Source organism: Ruminococcus flavefaciens (genome assembly GCF_900108555.1).
GTDB lineage: Bacteria > Bacillota > Clostridia > Oscillospirales > Ruminococcaceae > Ruminococcus > Ruminococcus flavefaciens_P.
On record NZ_FNWV01000006.1, the window covers coordinates 55,635 to 75,628 of the forward strand.

Annotated in this window: 11 protein-coding genes; 10 read left to right on the plus strand and 1 reads right to left on the minus strand. The window is 39.5% G+C overall.

The window, feature by feature from the left end; genetic code table 11:
* Window positions 1-2: 2 nt before the first annotated feature.
* The 7 genes from BLW60_RS09465 to BLW60_RS09495 all read left to right on the plus strand — a co-directional run bounded on the left by BLW60_RS09465 (window position 3) and on the right by BLW60_RS09495 (window position 14,063).
* Window positions 3-773, plus strand: a complete 771-nt coding sequence (locus tag BLW60_RS09465; protein WP_074716746.1) for a hypothetical protein — start codon at window positions 3-5, stop codon at window positions 771-773.
* Entirely contained in the window at window positions 763-1,518 is a 756-nt protein-coding gene (locus tag BLW60_RS09470; protein ID WP_074716748.1) for a class B sortase, read from the plus strand. Before BLW60_RS09465 ends, BLW60_RS09470 begins: the two co-directional genes overlap by 11 nt.
* A 204-nt stretch (window positions 1,519-1,722) precedes the next feature.
* Window positions 1,723-2,220, plus strand: a complete 498-nt coding sequence (locus BLW60_RS09475; RefSeq protein WP_074716750.1) for a signal peptidase I — start codon at window positions 1,723-1,725, stop codon at window positions 2,218-2,220.
* A gap of 36 nt (window positions 2,221-2,256) precedes the next feature.
* Window positions 2,257-3,024: a hypothetical protein gene (locus BLW60_RS09480; protein WP_074716752.1), complete on the plus strand. Its 768-nt coding sequence runs from the start codon at window positions 2,257-2,259 to the stop codon at window positions 3,022-3,024.
* Window positions 3,025-3,060: 36 nt separating this feature from the next.
* Window positions 3,061-11,343 carry a SpaA isopeptide-forming pilin-related protein gene (locus BLW60_RS09485; RefSeq protein WP_074716754.1) on the plus strand — a complete coding sequence of 2,761 codons (8,283 nt, stop codon included), beginning with the start codon at window positions 3,061-3,063 and terminating at the stop codon, window positions 11,341-11,343.
* Window positions 11,344-11,360: 17 nt separating this feature from the next.
* Window positions 11,361-12,059: a hypothetical protein gene (locus BLW60_RS09490; protein WP_074716757.1), complete on the plus strand. Its 699-nt coding sequence runs from the start codon at window positions 11,361-11,363 to the stop codon at window positions 12,057-12,059.
* 726 nt (window positions 12,060-12,785) lie between these two features.
* Entirely contained in the window at window positions 12,786-14,063 is a 1,278-nt protein-coding gene (locus tag BLW60_RS09495) for an alpha/beta fold hydrolase (protein WP_175460915.1), read from the plus strand.
* 919 nt (window positions 14,064-14,982) lie between these two features.
* Here the strand turns inward: BLW60_RS09495 and BLW60_RS09505 are convergent.
* Window positions 14,983-16,470: a nucleotide sugar dehydrogenase gene (locus tag BLW60_RS09505; protein ID WP_074716763.1), complete on the minus strand. Its 1,488-nt coding sequence runs from the start codon at window positions 16,468-16,470 to the stop codon at window positions 14,983-14,985.
* Window positions 16,471-17,185: 715 nt separating this feature from the next.
* Here BLW60_RS09505 and BLW60_RS17010 point away from each other — a divergent pair.
* From BLW60_RS17010 to BLW60_RS09520, 3 genes are all read left to right on the plus strand, one after another.
* Entirely contained in the window at window positions 17,186-17,470 is a 285-nt protein-coding gene (locus tag BLW60_RS17010) for a hypothetical protein (RefSeq protein WP_207645930.1), read from the plus strand.
* A gap of 330 nt (window positions 17,471-17,800) precedes the next feature.
* On the plus strand, window positions 17,801-19,093 hold the full coding sequence (locus tag BLW60_RS09515) for a DegT/DnrJ/EryC1/StrS family aminotransferase (RefSeq protein WP_074717053.1): 1,293 nt from the start codon (window positions 17,801-17,803) through the stop codon (window positions 19,091-19,093).
* A 60-nt stretch (window positions 19,094-19,153) separates the two neighbouring features.
* Window positions 19,154-19,993: a sugar transferase gene (locus tag BLW60_RS09520; protein ID WP_074716767.1), complete on the plus strand. Its 840-nt coding sequence runs from the start codon at window positions 19,154-19,156 to the stop codon at window positions 19,991-19,993.
* Window position 19,994: the final 1 nt, after the last annotated feature.

A 19,994-nucleotide genomic window follows, 5' to 3' on the forward strand; every position in this document is an offset into this window, starting at 1 on the left:
TAATGCGTGCAAAGAAAATACTGACCGCCTTGTCAAGCTGTCTCCTTCTCCTTTCATCTTTAAGCTGTCCCATGACAGCTTTTGCGGATGTCGTTTTACCCGAAGGAGCGGTAAAGGGACTTCCGGAGAAGCTGACTGCCATGGACTCCGACGGTAAAGTCGTGAGTTCCGATACAGGTGAATACTTCTTCCATGTAGAAGATATGCAGTACGGCACAACTTATACCAAAGACGTACAGCTTATGAATCTACGTGATGACAAAGCGTATCACATTTATTTCTATGTTGAGCCTCTTTTCAAGAACGGTGAAATTGACCTTGAAAAAGGCTGCGAATGTATCTTTCAACTGGACGGTCAGGAGTTTTACAAGGGTACCGTAACAGGCGACGGAAACTTTGATCTTACAAAGAAAGTTTACGACTGCGGATTATATAATCCCGGTGACAGTCATACACTGCGATGCTCGGTTGTATGGAACGATCTGGATGTACTTGTCGGAGTGGATAACGGGCACAGACTCGTTGATATCAACGGCGAACACGTTCTTGTCGGTTCACAGGATTCCGGATATGTGCAGGGTGAGATTGAGTTCAAATGGATTTTCTATGCTGCTGTTGACGAGAACTATGATCCGCCGAAAACAAGTCTGTTTCTGGCAAGCAACAAGTTCTGGATGATTGCCATTGCGGTGGTTGCGGTCATGACCGGTGGTATGCTCCTGCTTGTGTTCGTGAAAAAGAAACAGCAAAAGGAAAAAGCGCATGAAGCGTAAGGCTATATTTGTAATTTTGCTTCTCCTGGTTGGTATCGGCGGCTACTGCGGTTACAGATATTATCGTGATGATATTCTTCCCGAAAAAATCATAGACGAAACCCATGATGAGCAGATAAAGCTTTTTAATCGAGTGAAGCCCGAAGCGCAGGAAAAAACCTTATCGAATGAAGAAATTACCAATCCTCTGAAGCCTGCAAAAGAAGTAAATGATGCGGTAGTCGGTTGGATAACAATAGAAGGTACACATATTGACTTTCCAATCTGTCAGGCAAGGGATAATGACTTTTATCTGCATAATGGTCTGGATGGTCAGTACAATAATGAATTAGGTTGTCCGTTTCTCGATTATCGATGCGAGAGCAATTTCAGCGGATTCAATTCCATTGTGTACGGTCACCACATGACACAGCAGAGGATGTTTGCTGATATTGCACTTTTTAAGGATAAGGCGTATTTACAGTCACATCAGAAAGGTACACTCACGCTGAATGACGGAGTGCATAATGTTGATTTCTTCACATATATGAATGTAAAAAACACCGCACCTGCTTATCATGCAGTGTTTGTCAGTGATTCCGAAAAAGAAGAGTATATTGACTATATTTTCTCGGATGCGGTATATATATTAAATTATTCGGTCGATGACTTAAAGCAGAATAATGATTTGCATCTCTTGCTTTTGTCAACCTGTACTTATGAGTTTACTGATGCTAGAGGTATTTTAATCGGTATAATAGAATAACAGAGTCTATCCCCCATGATGCTCTGCTTATTATTTGAATAATAACAGATTTTATCTGAATACATATAAAACAGAGAAAAATACACAAGGGCAGAGAGAATATGTTTCTGCTCTGAGGCCGCACTTGATTCTTATGGGGGAATTGGGTGCGTTTTTATTATATTTACAGATGATTACAGAAGGAATTGCTTATGCAGCGATATTATGGCAAGAAAGATATTCGATAAAGTATATAAAATACTATCAACGATTGTGATTACAATCGGCGTGATACTGGTTATAACCTACCTCTGCGGCATCCGGCTGTATCACGTAAAATCCGGCTCAATGGGAGAACTACTTCCCGTCGGAAGTGTGTGCTTTGTAAGTACTTACAGCAAGTATGAGAATATCAAAACCGGAGATGTTATTTCATTCAAGGTTGATGATGATATGCTTGTAACACACAGAGCCGTCAGAATAACCGATGTCGGAATTTATACCAAGGGTGATGCGAATAATACAGAAGACCCTGATGCAGTGACAAAAAAAAATTATATTGGCAAAACGATATTTGCTTTGCCTCATGTAGGAGATATGTTTATCTTCTTCCGTACAACAGTGGGCAAAGTATCTATTGTGGCTGCACTTATACTCCTGCTTATCATGGGCAGAATTTATAAAATGAATGATACAGAAGAAAAAGGCGAAATTAATAGATAAGCTGACTATATACATAAGCGAAAGGAGGGGGTTCCTGTGGCGACTGTTATGCAGAAAGTCAACACTGTTGTAAATAAAATGTTTCATGGCAATAAGCGTCAGATGATTACATTTGCGGCTGCATTGTTTATTGTTTATGTTTTGCTTCTTTCAGGTATCTTCTCCTATTTTCACAGCGAAGATGCCGTCACAAACAGGCTAGATGCAAAGAGCGGCGCTGTTACCATACAAGAGCCTGAATGGGACAGTACGGGACAGTATAAAGCAAAAGCATCCGAGCCGGGAATGAAAATTGAAAAAGACCCGTCCGGTTATAATAACGGGCAGGTTGACTTGTTTATCAGGTTGAAAATGACGATAGACGCAAGTAACTACACAAAGAAAAATGATACTTATGATTTAACTTATCATTATGATGAAAGCTACCGTGTCAACGCAATTCTGGATGCTATAAAGCTGGAGAACAATGATTCGTTTTTGAATGTTGCAAGAACAGACACAACCAACACAAACTTCATAATGGATACTGTTTCCGAAAGCGGCAAAACAGTTTATTATTTTTATTATACAGGCGGAGACAAGAATGATCAAAACTCAGATATTATGAAGATGGTAAAACCCAAGGAAAGTACAAAAGAACTTTTCGATCATATAGATATACCGATTTATAAGAAAGACTATCTTGGCGTGTTTGATCAGCAATACAATATCATTCTGGAGGCAGAAGGAATCCCTGCTGCAAATTATCCGAATGGACTGACAGTTGAAGAGGCGAAAGGTAATGCAAGTCCGTTTAATGAATAATCATACAACAAATTCTAATGAAAGGAAGATGGCGTAATGTTTGATATATTTACGAAAAGAATAGCCCGCTTTATAGTCTCTACAGTCATGGCAACATCAAATGTTATGCCAATGGCTTCTATTGTTTCAGAAAATATTGAACCTGATTTGACTTATCAGAGCATTGAACTGTATCCGAACGGAGAAGAGGCAGAACAGATCGTGACACTGGACGGCATGATGCCGGAAGGGGCAAAGGCGACTGCTGTGGATGTTTCAGAGGAGCACGATGGTATTGCGGCTTATGATATTACGATCAAGAACGGATGGAGAGAGTATCAGCCGGGAGAAGAGAATCCTATTAAGGTTGAAATTACTGATCCTGTGATCTCGGATAGTGTAACGCTTTGGCATATCCACGATAACGGAAAAAGAGAGCAGTTATTTGACTTTACCGCTGAGGACGGCAAGGTCAGCTTTTTGGCAACCGGGTTTTCAGTTTATGAGATCGTTAACAATGAAATAGGAAAAAGCATTACCAGTACCGTGATTCCTGTAACGGGAAGCAGCTCTGCATTTGATACATATACAGTAACTTCTGTTGGTACAAAAGAAAGTTTTACTTATGATGTTGTCCAAAAAGAATACCCTCAAATGTATGGAACTGCTACGCAAATCGCTGATCTTAATGATCTAAAAGCTCATATTAATAATGGTGATGGTTTTTATATAAGTAGTGTAAAAACTGGTTTTTTTGCAAAAAACTATCAAGAAAATAATTTGAAGCTTTATAAAGGTGCTGGCAGAACTGGTATAGCCATTACTGGCAGCTATGCTAATGACAACAATAATGCCAATTTGTTAAATGCGTATAATGCGGGAGCAAAGTGCTTTTATTTCGAAGCAATTGATGCAACGAATAATTTATATAAAATATATACAATTGATACGTTAGAAAGCGGAGATACAATTACGAAATATGTAGGACATAATACAACTAATAAGAACAGATTATATTTGACAAACGATAATAATAATCAAATTGCCGATAATTTATCTACGGCAACGAGTTGGAAAATACAATATGATTCAACTGGGCAATATTTTTATTTTAGTGATAATAACTGGTATTGGAACGAAACGTATGAATCAGATAAACCCAACTATGGCTTTTCGGCTTATAGTGATGGCCCTACAAAGGATATTGGTGCAAGATTTAAATTATGGTTATACACCCCGCCTGATCTATCGACCGACCCTTACGGACTTGATGGAAATACTTATGGCCTTGTAAGTTATAAAGATGATGCAAACGGCAATGCATTAATGGCCGGAAATTATAATAACACCGGAACACAGCTTGGAAATATCGCTTTAAACCGTGTTGTAGACAGCGAAACAAATGCTGTTTCTTATTCGGCTGATTATGGCATTACAGGCTGGAAATTTGACTGGATAAAAGGCACTACAAAATACAAAATCAGTGCCATTGCGGATGACGGTGCAGGACGGAAATATCTGAAAATCACTTCAAGCGGTATAAGCTTAGAAGCAGATGCTGCGGAAGCTTCGGAAATCACAGTTACACCTAACAACAAAAACATGATACAGCTTTCCGCAGATGGATATAAGATAAATTGCAATAATGATACAAATTTCATTGTTTCAAATAACAGCGCAACTGTATTTGAACTTGTGAATATATCATCTGCTCAGGCAGATTCACTGGAACTTGACGGAAATACATATGCTCTTATCAACAAGCAGGATACCATCAAAGGCAATGCTATGATGGCATTGGCTGATTCAACTGCAAATCGTTTGGATAACCAGATCGTACAGGTAACAGAGACAGGTTATATCTTTTCCGGTGGATTATCCGGCTGGACATTCCACAATGTCGATACAAACCATTATACAATCTCTAACGGTTCACAATACTTGAAGCTTGTCAATGGCATTCTGACACTTTCCGATACTCCGTTTATTCTGACAGTTGTTGCAGGCACAGGAGATAATGCAGGTAAGATCAGTATTCGTAATGTAACAGATAAGCGTATAATTATAAGAAATAAAAATGAAAATTTTTATGATACAGGTATACCTAATAATGTTGAAAATGCAGACAGATGGTTTGATCTTTCTGTAATACCAACGCCTCCAACGGCAGATCCGTTTGGACTTGACGGAAAGACCTATGGTATCATCAATCAGATAAATAGTATGTCTGGTAATGCCGTACTGACAGAAGGAAGCCTTTCGGGTCTGGCAGCTACCTATTCGGATTCCAGCGGCAAAGGTGTATATACTACACAGCGTGTCGTTCCGGGCTGGACATTCCATTGGCAGGGAAATGCAAATTATAAGCTTTCCGCAAATATGGGCAACGGAATTACAAAATGGCTGAGCTTCACTTCTTCCGGTGTTTCTCTGGTTGATGAATCTCAGGCTACTGCTGTAAATGTGATAGTTGACGGGACAGATCATCATGGAAAAATCCAGATCAGACCACTTCTTGATACCTCAATCAGTGCTCTGGGAAAAGATGGTAATAATCATAAAAGACAAACAAAGAGTTTTTCTGATCTGACCGGTTCACAATTCTGGTACGATCTGGTAAAGGTCAGTGCAAATGATCCATACAAACTTAACGGTAAAACCTATGGTTTGATGAACTATGTCAGCGGTGCAGCAGGAGATGCGCTGATCGCAGATAATAACGGTAACGCACTTGAAATGCTGACCTGTATTGTTCGTACCAAAAACAGCGGCAACAAAATGCTTTATGTAGCACAGGATACCGATATCACAGAATGGACTTTTGAGTACGAAAGCGAAGACAGATACTATCTCTATGCCGATTTCGGCGGTACCAAAAAATATCTTAATATTGGTACAACTGATGTTACCATCAGTGATGCGCCGCAGGCTATTAAAGTAACGCCAAACACTGCCGGCAAGATCATGCTTTCAGCTAACGGTAAAAAAATTGGTTTCATCGGAAATTCTGACAGTGGTGATTACAATGGAGAATTTATTGCCTCTGATACAGGCGTATATCTAAGCTTCGTAGATCTGACAGAGATTGCTGATGAAGATGAATTAGTAACCTATAAGGCAAAGAAAGTCAGTGTTTCAGAGGTGAAAAACGGTGAGGAAATTATTATCTATACCCGTGTATGGAACGGAAAGGGATATGATTTCTATGCAATAGACCATGACGGTTCACTTGTACCTTGTTATGAGCGTGGTGACAGTATCATGTGGCTTTCCAAGAAAGTCAATACCATGATATGGGAGTTTAACGAATACTACTATGAATATACGACCGACCCTAATTTCTATTATGACCTGTACAATCCGTATTCGGGCAAATATATTGCACCGAGACGCTCTGATACAGTTAGCCCTACCTTGGATGATGCTCCTATAGGCATCAATCTTGATGGACGCCGCAATAACGAATACTATACGACTATCCTTGCTTGGGATCAGTTAAGCTTTGCTTTTTCAGGTCTGAAAACAAACGTAGCGGGAAATGACAAACAGATCGCAGTCAGCTCCAGAGCTAAAGCAGAAACCTTTTATTTTGCAAGAGTTGTAGACTTGAAAAACGAACTGACAGAAATTCAGACTGTCGATAACAGCCAGCATGGTATTACCATGAAAATGGTGAATTTTGGCGGAGCTATCTGCAAGCCTGATGGTGCGGACACAACAGTACAACAACATGAAGTTATGGGTAGAAGTCATTATTCAGATGCTAACGCAAATAAACAGATGTCTGGGCTTTTGTCCACTGATCTTTCTGACGTAGTAAAAGATAAAAATGGTAAAATTGTTGAAGCATATCCAATTGCAGAAATCACAGGACAATCATTGAAAACGCTGTTTGGAAATGCAACAGAAGTGAATCATCTTTTTATCCAGAGCATTTTAGATCAGAGCGGCTATTTTGAATATGACAGCTGCCAGAATTATGCAACACTGAAGAAAGCTGACGGCAGTCTGGGAACTGATTTCTTTGTTTCAAAGGAAATTGGTACGCATGATAACGGAAATAAGCCTTCTTTGAAGCATGGACAGTTCTTTCCGTATGATGATATAGAAATGGATACTTATGCGTCTCTTAATAGTCAGAATATTTATGATGCAACAAAGAAAGAACTGAGCAACGATGATCCTCGAAAGTATGAAAGACTTCATTTAATAGAAGATCCTGACTATTATTTCGGTATGGAGCTTGATGCAGGCTTTACTCAGACTCCAAGCGGAAAAGATAACTGGGGACATGATATCATTTTCGAATTTACCGGTGATGATGACTTCTGGCTGTACGTTGACGGAGAGCTTGTGATTGACCTCGGCGGAATCCATTCTGCACTTGCAGGAGACGTAAACTTTGCAACAGGCGAGGTCGTTGTGAATAATCAGCATACAACTCTTCTTGATATTTTCAGAAGCAATTACCAGAAAAGAGGAATGACTGAACCTCAGATTGAAACAGAGCTTGCCAAGTACTTTGATAAAGTGAATGGTGAGTTTGAAACTGTTTTCAAGGATTACTCCAACCATACCATGAAGATATTCTACATGGAGCGTGGTGCAGGTGCATCGAACCTTCATATGCGATTTAACCTTAGCTACGTTACTCCGGGTAATGTTACGATGACAAAGCAGGTATCAGGTTCTGATGATATCGATTTTGATCTGGTCGAGTATCCTTTCCAGATATGGTACTGCGATGATGTAGACCAGCAAGGAAATCATAACCCGAATAGTGAGCATCTCTTAACTTATGATGATACGAATGTCACTGCCACTTACCAGAATTCTACAAAAAAAGTTATATTTCAGGATAGCTATACACCGCCTGGAAGTACGGAAACTTTTAACAGTGTATTCTTTATTAATCCACATCAAAGCGTTGAGATACACTTCCCTCAGAACACGACACATTATAAGATCGTTGAATGCGGCATAAACTCCGAAGTATATGACCATGTATACATAAATGGTACCGAAATAACGGGACAAGATACAGTTGGAAGTACTCCTTCACGAAAAAAATACGAGTCGGAATGGGTCTCCGTTTCGGACAGAACCGCTGTTATGGTTGATAACCATGTAAATCCAGACGGACTACGTTCACTTGTTTTTCAGAAGAAACTGTTTGACAGTGATTACAGCAGAGAAGAATATGACGCAATACAAAATGATTCGAGTTTAAGCGAAGAGCAGAAAAAAGCACAGCTTGAAGCTTATGTGAATAAGCATAAGATAACAGCAGAGCAGGATCCCACAACTTTCTCATTCCGTTTGTATCTTTCAAACGGACTCACAGATGAACTGGAACTAACCAATATGTTCAAGTACCGTATAAAAGATCCCGAAGGATATTACTGTACGTGGGACATGGCAACTCAGAAATTTGTTAGGTATGTTTCCGATAATAAATCCTATAATTCGGCTTCATTGAAATCAGCTCTTGATGCGATAAAGGCACATGATGATTGGTCAAGTGATGAAAAAGCAGAAGTAAAAGAAGCTCTGCTTGAGCCGATCACATTTGAGACATCTATAAACGGTCAGATTTCCAATGTTCCTGCATGGTTCTCTGTTGAAGTTCCGAATCTTCCTGTTGGTATTCTTTTTAAAGTTGAAGAAAGAGATGGTTCTTCAGAACGTCCTCTTGGTTATGATCGTGTAAAATACGAGCGTATTGAAGGCACTTATATTACAGCAAGCGGCACCCCTGACAATGTAGGTGTGATCCGAGCAAATGAATCTCCGCAGATGAACGTTATCAATCAGCGCGGTTATGAAGTTCAGGCAAAGAAGATATGGAGCGACAGGGATTTTGCATTGGGACATGATGATATTTATACTGCGCTTTATATCAATAACCATGATGGAACATACAAACTTGCACCGGATGCGGTGCATCCTGTAAGAAAACTATCATCTCCTGATACCGAGATACGTTACTTCATGCAGGCACTTGATGAGGGAAAGGCGTTGTCTGATTACGAGATTTTTGAAGTCAAGCTGACCAATCCAGTATTTGATGCGAATGGATATGCTACTTCATACGGCAGTATCGAGAGGATAAATAACGGCGGTCTTGCAGTGCTGCATGCAACCGACAGAGTGGCTGCCGTTGATCCTGATAGAATGTTGATTAAAAATTTAACTTGCAATGATACATCAAATGCTTCCAATTGGTCAAATCAGACTCATTTTGGCAGCGGTTCACAGATCTACAATGATATAGATGTCAAAGCTGTTGATGTTCCTGCAAAGCTGCGCGGCGCAGAATATATCCGTACTGCTGATGCTTCAAAGAATTATACTGGCAACCTTTGCGCATTTACACTTGATGCAGAAGCTGTAGTCTATGTGGCGGTTGATCCGAGAGCAGGCGTTCTGAGCTGGCTCAGCAGTTGGACCCAAACCCAAGAGAACATTACGGCTTCAAACAATGTTAAATATGATGTTTACCGCAAAGGTTTTACTAAGGGCAGTACAGTGACCCTTGGATCAAATGGCACAAACAGCGAAGCCTTCAACTATTTTGTTATGGCAGCTACACGTTTCAGCTATAAAACTGATTATGAAAAAGGCAGCGAAGTAAACCCCATAAATATTGTAGAAGGTAAAAAAACATGGAACAATGCTGAAAACAGCAGTATCAAGGCGGCACTTTATATCAGCAATGGCAGCGGATATACGCTTGCTAACCCGTCTTTGTATAGTATTGAGACTCTGACAGCTCCCGATAATGAGGTACGCTATTATATCAACACTGATGATATTCCAAATGGAAAGACATTGGATGATTACAAGATATTTGAAGTAACCGAGTTAAATGGAACTATTACACGAGGCGATGCATTGACTACGACCAATAGAACCTATACGGCAAGAGCTGATACGATTACAAATACCCGTCAGGGTGGTATCGAAATCAATCTGTATAAGATGGGCACAAGAAAAGAAGCTGACAAAAATTATGGTGAACCGCTTGCAGGTGGTGTTTTCACGCTGAAAAAAGGAAATGAAGTAATTGGTTCGTATACTTCCGATTCAAACGGAAGAATTACAATCATGTATAATTTTGAGCGCAATACTGATTATACCTTAAAGCAGATAGCAGCTCCCGCAACATATATTATGCCATCTAATACTGTAACATTTAACATATCTGCCGGAGATACTCCTACGATAACTGTAGGAGGAAATGATGAAGTCTGGAATAATTATCATTTACCGGATGAACAAGGTAAGCTGCTGGTTGCATATATTGATGTATACAATAAACCATTTACGCTCAAAGCTGTAAAGGTGGATAAAGACGATTATAGTAAATCGCTTGAAAACGTTCATTTTGCACTTTATAGAGCTGTTAACAGTGTTGACGGTCTGGTTCCTGATGTTTCGCCAATGAGCGGTTATACAGATCTTGTAACAGATTCAAATGGTATTATACCGAATATTACACAGAATATTCCTGAAGGTACATATTTCTTAAAGGAAACGACACCTAAATCAGGATATAAAATAATTGACAGATATATTCGTTTTGTTATCAGCGGAAATGATGTTTCCATCGTAGGTTCAACAATCACATCAGAAGCAGGAAATGTTGTAACAATTACTTCAAATACCGGTGTAAAGTTGATAAAGACGGATAGCATTAATAGTTATTCCTGTGTAATGCAAATACCAAATGAAAAAGATATCCAGAATTATTACTTTGATATAACGAAAACAATCTTTATTGACAAAAACATACATAACAGTGATGATGAACAGAAGTTTGTTTTCAAGGTTGAGCGATTAGACGGCGATACGAATAATGCAGTTGAATGCTTCTATGTGACAATGAATTGTGCATCAACAGTAACAGATTCACTAACACTGGCAAAATCTACTGATAATAAATACGAATTGAGTGGAACAAATCCAACTGACTGTCAGGTTAAAGTAACATATGATAATGCTGAAACATATACATTCCCTGCTGCGGTGAAAAGCGGCACAAAGACAATTAATGTCAGAGAAAAAGGAAGGTATCGTGTTTCGGAAGTTTCAAGATGGTCATCAACAGACTATGATTTCTGGAAAGGCTCAGAAAAGTATACTTCTAAAACAGGCAGCCAGAAAACAGCAGAAACAAATCACGCAGGAAATGACCCGTATGTCATTTTTACAATTGATGATACAGATGCCGAAAAAATAAACCTTGCTTCTGTCAGCTTCACAAACACCGAAACCGAATACGCATATCTAAGTTCACAGGCTTATGCCGAAAACACAATTAAACGCAGCAGTACATAAGAAAGGAGGGGCGCTGAATGAAAAAGAAAAATAAGAAACGAATATCAGGTATAAACAGCGTTATCATAGCAGCATTGTTCATCGCTCCTCTTGTTGTTTTTGCAGCGATCTATTTCAGTAATGAGCGAAAAAACAGCTTTGTACCGGGCAGTGTTGATATAGCAGTGAATGAAGGAAACGGCAGTTCCGATGAAGGTGAAGAACTTGAAAAAGACTATCCCTGGGTACAGTCCGGTGAAAACTATATTGCCGATAAAGATGTCAAAATCAAAGATAACCGAAAAAACAACAGTGAAGTTTTGCGTGTGATGTATATTCCGATGTGGTATGATATGGACGAAAACAAAGATGCCACCAATATTTGCAGCGGAGTTTTCAACTTCAATACTATCACTCAATCAGGAGATACTTTAATCTACTGTGATCACAATTCTGCAGATGACGATAATCATGATAATGATAAGATCATCACGCTGAAGTTGAAATCCGGTTGGAACACGAACGGATGGAGCTATCAATCTGCTGATGGTTGCTTCTACTATAATGGTACATTGGATGGCAGTAAAATGACAGCGCAGTTATTGGACAGCGTAGAACTAAATGCAAAAGCGTATGAATTGACGGAAAAATATGTGTTCAGGCTTGATGTTCTTGCTGATGCAATACAGAGTTCCGGAAATGCATCTGACGATAGAAACTGGAACTATACACCATAATAAATATAAGCGGCAAAGGAAAGCGAATAAGCTCTCCTTTGCCACTTTTTTATCCCTATGCGAAAATGTGATAAGGCTTTTCAATATACTATTGTAAAAAACGCCTGTACGGAATATTTCGGAACAGGTTTTTACGTCAAGCGTTTGGCTGCTGCTGAATAAACGACCGCAGTAATATATTCCGCTGTAAATGATATCCGGATATCTATATAATAAGGATACATTATGTATTATTAACAATGTATCTTATTAATCTTATCTTATCAATCTTACTCCTACAAGTAAAAATTCCTGTTAGGTGAATATACTGAATCTACGGCGCTTATATGGCTTTTTGTGAATTGTGACGATGAACACTTTGTTCACCATTGATTATAGATACCGTAACGTTTCATTACCCGATGTGGCATGGCAGTCTATGATTTTAATCTGGATTTAAAAATCGGTGTGTATGCTGCACATGATGTGTAATCGCCTATATATCGAAGTTTATTTTACACATCTGCTGCACCATTGCTGTGTAATTGCCGTGCAGTCCTGTTTTAGGACTCCGTTTAAGATAACAGTACATAAAAAGGAAAATACGTGCGTGACATTTGGCATGAAGTAGCTGGGCAAGCTGATTTTGATTCCTTCTGATTGACTTTTTCTCTTTGATGTGCTATAATTCTGGTGCAGAGGAAGCACGGGGCTTCCTTTGTTAATTAGATTTCTATGGAGCAGATGATGAAAAAATTTCTGAAGACGCTACTAAAGATATTCAAATGGATTGGTATCTCGATTCTTAGTCTTATCATCATTCTTCTGATTGTTCGTTTAATCGGTAAGCTGTATTACAACCGAACACCTGACGGCGGTATCAACGAGTCAATGTATATCGAAGTAAACGGGCAGGAACAATGGGTAAGTATTTATGGAGAAAACAAAGATAACCCTGTAATGCTTTTTCTCCACGGAGGTCCAGGCGATTCATACAGCTATGCCGACTTTAAGATATGGCGCAAGCTTGCAAAGGATTACACGGTAATCAACTGGGATCAGCGCAATGCAGGCAAAACATGGCTGCACGATGCACAGAATAGTGAGATCACCTCGAAGCTGATGCGAAGTGACCTTGAAGTAATGGTGGATAAGCTCCTTGAATACACCAGCAAGGACAGTCTGACACTGTTGGGAATGTCATGGGGGACGCTGTACGCTGACGATTATGCTCTCCGGCATCCTGAGAAGGTGGAATGCGTTATCGACATCTCCATTGCGTCCGATGCCGGAATCTATACAGAACAGATGCGGCAGGATGCAAGGGATTACTGTGACGGTGTTTTTTCCTATGAGGCGGCTATCGCAAAATACGGATATGATTTCTTCTTCTCTGCTACAGGAAAGAAACTCGGCATTACTGAGCCTTCGGATATGACAATGCTGAATGAGGGAATGAAGCAGGTCTGTCTTGAATGGACGGAGAACGATCCGGAGCTTTATGCACTTGCGGAACAACTTGACACAGAACTGCTGACGCAGATTCAGCTTGATCCGGATAACAAGGAACTGTTGGAAGCCTATACGGAACGCATTTTCCCGATCTATTCAAAGATCCTTGCGAAATACGGCGGTCAGCTCCATTTTGGAGTACAGGAGAGCATATTCGATGCAGATATCGGCGTGCTGTCCTCACTGTGGTGCAATCCCTATTACTCTCTGCCAGAGCTTTACAAAATCCTGACCTACGATTACGAAAACAATAGCTATTCCGACAGGATCGATATGCTTCTTAAAGACTTTTCACAGACGCTTAAAGACAATACAGAATATCAGATGCCATTTTATGTGCTGCAGGGTGACCATGATGATCCCCTCGGAATTATCCGAAACTACTATGACAACATCACTGCGCTGGACAAGGACTTTCGGTATCTGGAAAACGGTGGGCATAAGTCCACTCTGCTGCGCTCAAAGGAGCTTGCACAGTTCATACATGAGGTAGCAGAAAGGCAGAAGAATTAAATTCTGATTGACCGCATTGACTGAATATACACTAAGCACTTGCTCCGGCAGGTGCTTTTTTCATATACGTGCGGAGAAATTGAACCGTATAGCAAACAGAAATCAGGTTCGTATCTTCTGGAGCCGCGTTTTGTAACTCTTGATATACTAATTTCTATGGCGGAACAAAGTACTCCGTCATCAATATTCGACCAGATAGCTATAATATACTACGCCATAATATATTTCTTGCTTAAGTTATGTATGCTAAAATAAAACTGAGCCAGATTGCCTCAAAATGATAATAAAAAAGTGAGCCACTAAAAATAAAAATCCTGTATAATAAGAGAAAGAGCTCGTGTACAGGAGGAACAAGGAGTGGCAATAGCAATGGAGATCTATGAAAAGATCAGATATTAAAGAGGTGACGAAAGAAGAAAGTGCAGAGCTAAAAATGGCAAAAAATTCACCGCAGAGAAACAAACTCTGCGGAGCGATTTAATTGTTAAATAAAAAAACAAGTGGTTGACAGTTTTTTGTCAAAAAAGCGAGCCCACAAACGCCTATTTTAAGCCATTTGTGAGCCCTGATTTTGAGACGAGGGGAATTGAAAAAGTAGAAGCACTTTTAGTGGTTTTTGCTAAATTGCGAAAATGGCTGTATTTCGAGGTATTTTACGATTTTGCTTTTAGCAGCTTCAAGTGGTTTTTGGCAGCTTTTGGTACAAATAAGTGGTAAACAAGTGGTTGGAATGCGATTTTTTCTGAAAAAACGAATCAGAATTGCTACAATTTTCTTCAAAATATTGTGTGCCAAAACCGAATTATTGTCACGAAAATCTATCTGCGTACATTATGATTTTTTAATACTTATCACGCATACCGTGTATTTAACATTGAACACATACTATGTGGGCGAATTCTATACTTCAAAATTTTTATCAGTCTCTCTGAAAAAGATCCCTTGTATAGACCTTTTCTGCAACATCGTCGAGAACGCTATCATAACGGTTGGCTACTATGCAACCGCACTTTTTCTTGAACTTCTTCAAGTCATTAACAACAAGAGAGCCGAAGAATGTGCTGCCATTTTCAAGCGTAGGCTCATAAATGATAACTGTAGCCCCCTTTGCTTTGATACGCTTCATTACCCCCTGAATAGATGACTGACGGAAGTTGTCGGAATTTGACTTCATTGTAAGTCGGTATACTCCTATGACAACTTCCTTTTCCTTATTTTGGTCATATGCACCTTCAGAATAACTGTAAGCGCCTGCGATACTGAGTATCCTGTCAGCCACGAAATCCTTTCTGGTTCTGTTGGACTCAACAATAGCAGACATCATATTCTGAGGAACATTCTGATAGTTGGCAAGAAGCTGCTTCGTGTCCTTTGGCAGACAGTAGCCGCCATAGCCGAATGACGGGTTGTTGTAGTAGTCGCCGATACGGGGATCAAGACAGATACCACGGATGATATTAGCAGTTTTAAGTCCCTTGACCTCTGCGTAGGTATCCAGTTCATTGAAGTAGCTGACGCGAAGCGCAAGATATGTATTTGCAAACAGTTTCACTGCCTCAGCCTCAGTGGTTGCCATAAAGAGAACATCAATATTCGGCTTGATAGCACCATGCTGTAAAAGCGCTGCAAACTCTTTAGCCGCTTCCATATTCTTCTCATCAGAACCAACGATAATACGGCTCGGATAGAGGTTGTCATAAAGCGCCTTCGATTCACGAAGAAACTCAGGGCTGAAAATGATATTGTCCATACCCAGCTTTTCTCGAACCTGTGCTGTATATCCAACAGGGATAGTGGATTTGATAACGATAGTAGGCTTATTCTTCTTTTTGCCTGTTACTGTCTTTATGAGAGAGAGAACAGCTTCAACAGCGGAGCGGTCAAAGAAGTTGGTCTTGGGATCATAGTTCGTAGGTGCAGCAACGATGATGAAATCCGCATCCTTGTAGGCAGATTCGCCGTCTGTTGTAGCTTTAAGGGAAAGCTTACGTTCTTCATGCTCCGCAAGGTACTGCTCGATGAAGTCATCTTGGATAGGGGACTGCCAGTTATTCAGCTTCTCAACCTTCTCGGGAACTATATCCACAGCTGTCACATCGTTGTGCTGAGAAAGCAGAACTGCGAGGGAAAGTCCTACATAACCTGTTCCTGCGACAGCTATCTTCTTGCGTTCAACAAGAGCAGCATCAACTACATCATCTTCAAGAACATCAGCATTGTTAAAACCAAGGACAGTGCTGAGTGCAAGGAGCTGATCCACAGACGGTGTGTAGTCCTCGCTTTCCAGTCTGGAAATAATCGAACGGTTTATGCCTGTTTTTTCAGACAGTACGACTTGTGACATCTTGATTGCCTTTCTTCTGCTTATAACAGTTTCGGCAAGCAGCTTCAATGATAAGTGCTTCATAATTACCTCCTATAGCAAATGTTGCTATTGGCAACATAAATGTTTTGAATATGATAATATTATTATAACAGGTGTTATAGCAGATGTCAATATCGATGTTGCAGAATATAAACTCATAAAATCAAACTCGCTTGTGTATTGTGCTATTAATGTTGCTGATAGTAACGCCTGTTAAATTGAACACTAATCTTCAGCCGAATCTCTTCGTCAGTCATTACATATAAAGGTTATCATATTGTTATTTCAGATTTAGAACATGATGCGCAATTATTGGTGAATTCTAATTATCTGGGCTGAGTAGCTGCTCAGCTGACTATGATTTTACTATGGATTTTTTATGTTGCTGATCTATTATTTCTCTTTTGTAGTTTTGAACAACAAATCCAGTTTTTATATCATGGATAATATGTGATTATATAAATTTTGTCTAAAAATTAATTGCTAAAAATAATTTATGATTTACATAATGTAATAATTGAAACTGGTAATACAAATAATAAAAAATCTTAAAAATAATATATAAATCGCGGAAAAATTTAAGCTTTCATTTGTTAATAGCAACAATATTGACTTCCATATATTGACATAATGTATAAGAATATGATATAATTCTACATATTAAAAAACATGATATATTTGTTACAACCAGTTGACTTTCGGTCAGATAATAATGCGCAAAAAGCGCCTATTCTTCTGTGCAAAGATAAAATTGAAAGTGGCTGTTGTAGTAAATCAAGATACCATAAGCCAATCAACTTTCAATGAACTAATTTATGGAGTGCCGATCCGTGGGTATGGGGCTGCCAACGGAAGCAAATCGGTTCTTGCATTCATAAACAGGTTTTATCGATGTTTTTTAAGGGGTGTTTATATGAGTATTATGCTTATTTCAGAAGCAAGTCATAATGGAGTAACTTTATCTGAAAATATAGTAGAAGGCTTTGAACACTGGGGTAATTGCGCTTATACAGGCATGTTCTATTTTAAAGCCGGATTGTAAAATAATGCAGGCTTTTTGTGCCTGCTTTTGCTTTTTATAGGACGTTTTTTCTTAATACATCTGGCTGGTTGATATAAACTGCTATATTGATGGCAGCTGATATGGGTTTGCTGAAAAACACAGTGTTTAATAGCTCATATGGTATTATTACATAGTATTTCAGAGACCATTTTTTATGGCTTCTAAAAGTTTGTATTGGGGATTAATACAGCAATAAGTAACACAAAGGACTTAATATACATAAGTAATGTATAAAAAATAATAAAGGATATGAGATTTATGAGTAGTGTGAGTGCATTAAAAGAAAAGATCAAGATATCGAAAGGTGCAATGTACAATGCCGATTCTCGCTTTGCAGGGATTGAGCCTTTTGACACTAAACTCTGGTTGGCATCTCCTACTATGCACGGCGATGAGCAGAAATGGGTAACAGATGCGTTTGTTAAGAATTGGATCACTACAGCTGGTGAAAACATCAATGAAGTTGAGAGACAGATTGCTGAGTATATAGGCGTTGATCAAGCTATCGGTCTTTCCTGCGGAACTGCCGCACTGCACCTTGCTATTCGTCTTGCAGGCGAGAAGCTCTACGGCATCCCAAAGGTAAGCCACGGAAGCCTTGAAGGTCACAAAGTTTTTTGTTCGGATATGACTTTTGATGCAACTGTAAATCCTATTACTTATGAAGGCGGCGAACCTGTATTCATCGACACAGAAGCTGATACATGGAATATGAGTCCTGATGCTTTAGAAAAGGCATTTGAGATCTATCCAGAGGTAAGACTTATCGTTGTTGCTCATTTATATGGTACTCCTGGAAAGATCGATGCTATCAGAAGAATTGCTGATAAACATGATGCATTGATCGTTGAAGATGCAGCCGAAAGTCTCGGTGCTACATATAAAGGCAAACAGACCGGAACATTTGGTGATTATAGTGTTATCAGCTTCAATGGTAATAAGATCATCACAGGTAGTTCTGGTGGCATGTTGTTATGTAAGGAAAAGGCAGATGCTGACAAGATTCGTAAATGGTCCACACAGAGCCGTGAAGCTGCTTCTTGGTATCAGCATGAAGAGCTTGGTTATAATTACCGTATGAGTAATATTATCGCCGGCGTGGTTAGAGGTCAGATTCCTTATCTGGATGATCACATTGCACAGAAGAAGGCAATATATGAGAGATATAAAGAAGGACTTAAAGACCTTCCTGTAAAGATGAACCCGTTTGACTGTATACATTCTGAGCCCAACTTCTGGCTGAGCTGCATGATAATAGACGAAAATGCCATGGCTCCTATGGTTCGTGGTGAGCAGGATTATTTGTATAAGAGCGAGACTGGCAAGAGCAGTCCACAGGAGATTCTCGATGCTCTGGCGATGTTCAACACAGAGGGACGCCCTGTCTGGAAGCCGATGCATTTGCAGCCGATCTACAGAAGTCATGCTTTTATCACAAGCTGTGGTAATGGGCGAGGACAGAGTAATGCATACATAAAAGAAGAATGTACGGATGTTGGTGCTGATATCTTTAGGCGGGGTCTTTGCTTGCCGAGTGACATAAAGATGACTGAAGAACAGCAGGATGTTATTATTGAGATTATTCATAGATGTTTTAAATGATTGCTAGTATTGTATTAGATTGTGGTTATATGAAGAAATAGTTAGTTGGGAGTTAGATGAGTGAAAGTTTTAAAGGTTCTAATAAAAGTTATAGAAGTGATTATAGCTTTGGCTTCTTTTGCTGCTGCTATTGCTTTTATCGGTGAGCGAATCGATGAGATCAAATATAAAGGGGCAAGATTCTTTAGAAAGCCTACAGGTATCTATGAGCGTTTTATTAAGCGTCCACTTGACTGTTTCCTATCTTGTGGTGCAGCCATAGTTCTTTCTCCTGTGCTCCTTTACCTTATCATTGCAGGTGCTATCAATATGAAGGGTAATCCTTTCTTCACACAGGATAGACCAGGAAGAATTGATCCAATAACAGGAAAAGAGAGGATCTTCAAACTCATCAAATTCAGATCAATGACTAATGAGAAGGATGAAAACGGAAACTTGCTCCCTGATGAAAAACGTCTGAAACTCTATGGCAAAAAGCTTAGAGCATCCAGTCTTGATGAGCTTGGAGAACTCTTTAATATTATTAAAGGTGACATGGCTGTAGTTGGACCTAGACCACAGCTCGTTAGAGACATGGTTTTTATGACAGATGAACAGAGAAAAAGGCATATGGTCCGACAGGGACTCACTGGCCTTGCTCAGTGCAATGGCAGAAATGGCTTGGCTTGGGACGATAAGCTGCAGTATGATATCGACTACATAGAGAATGGCATTACATTTATTGGCGATGTAAAGATAATATATAAAACTGTGGAAAAAGTGTTCAAAAAAGAAGGAATAACAATGGATAACATGGCTACTGCGGCTGATTATGGCGATTATCTGCTTAGTGAAGGCAGAGTAAGTGAGAGCGAATATGCTCAGAAACAACAAGAAGCTAAAGAATATGTGATGGGGTGAA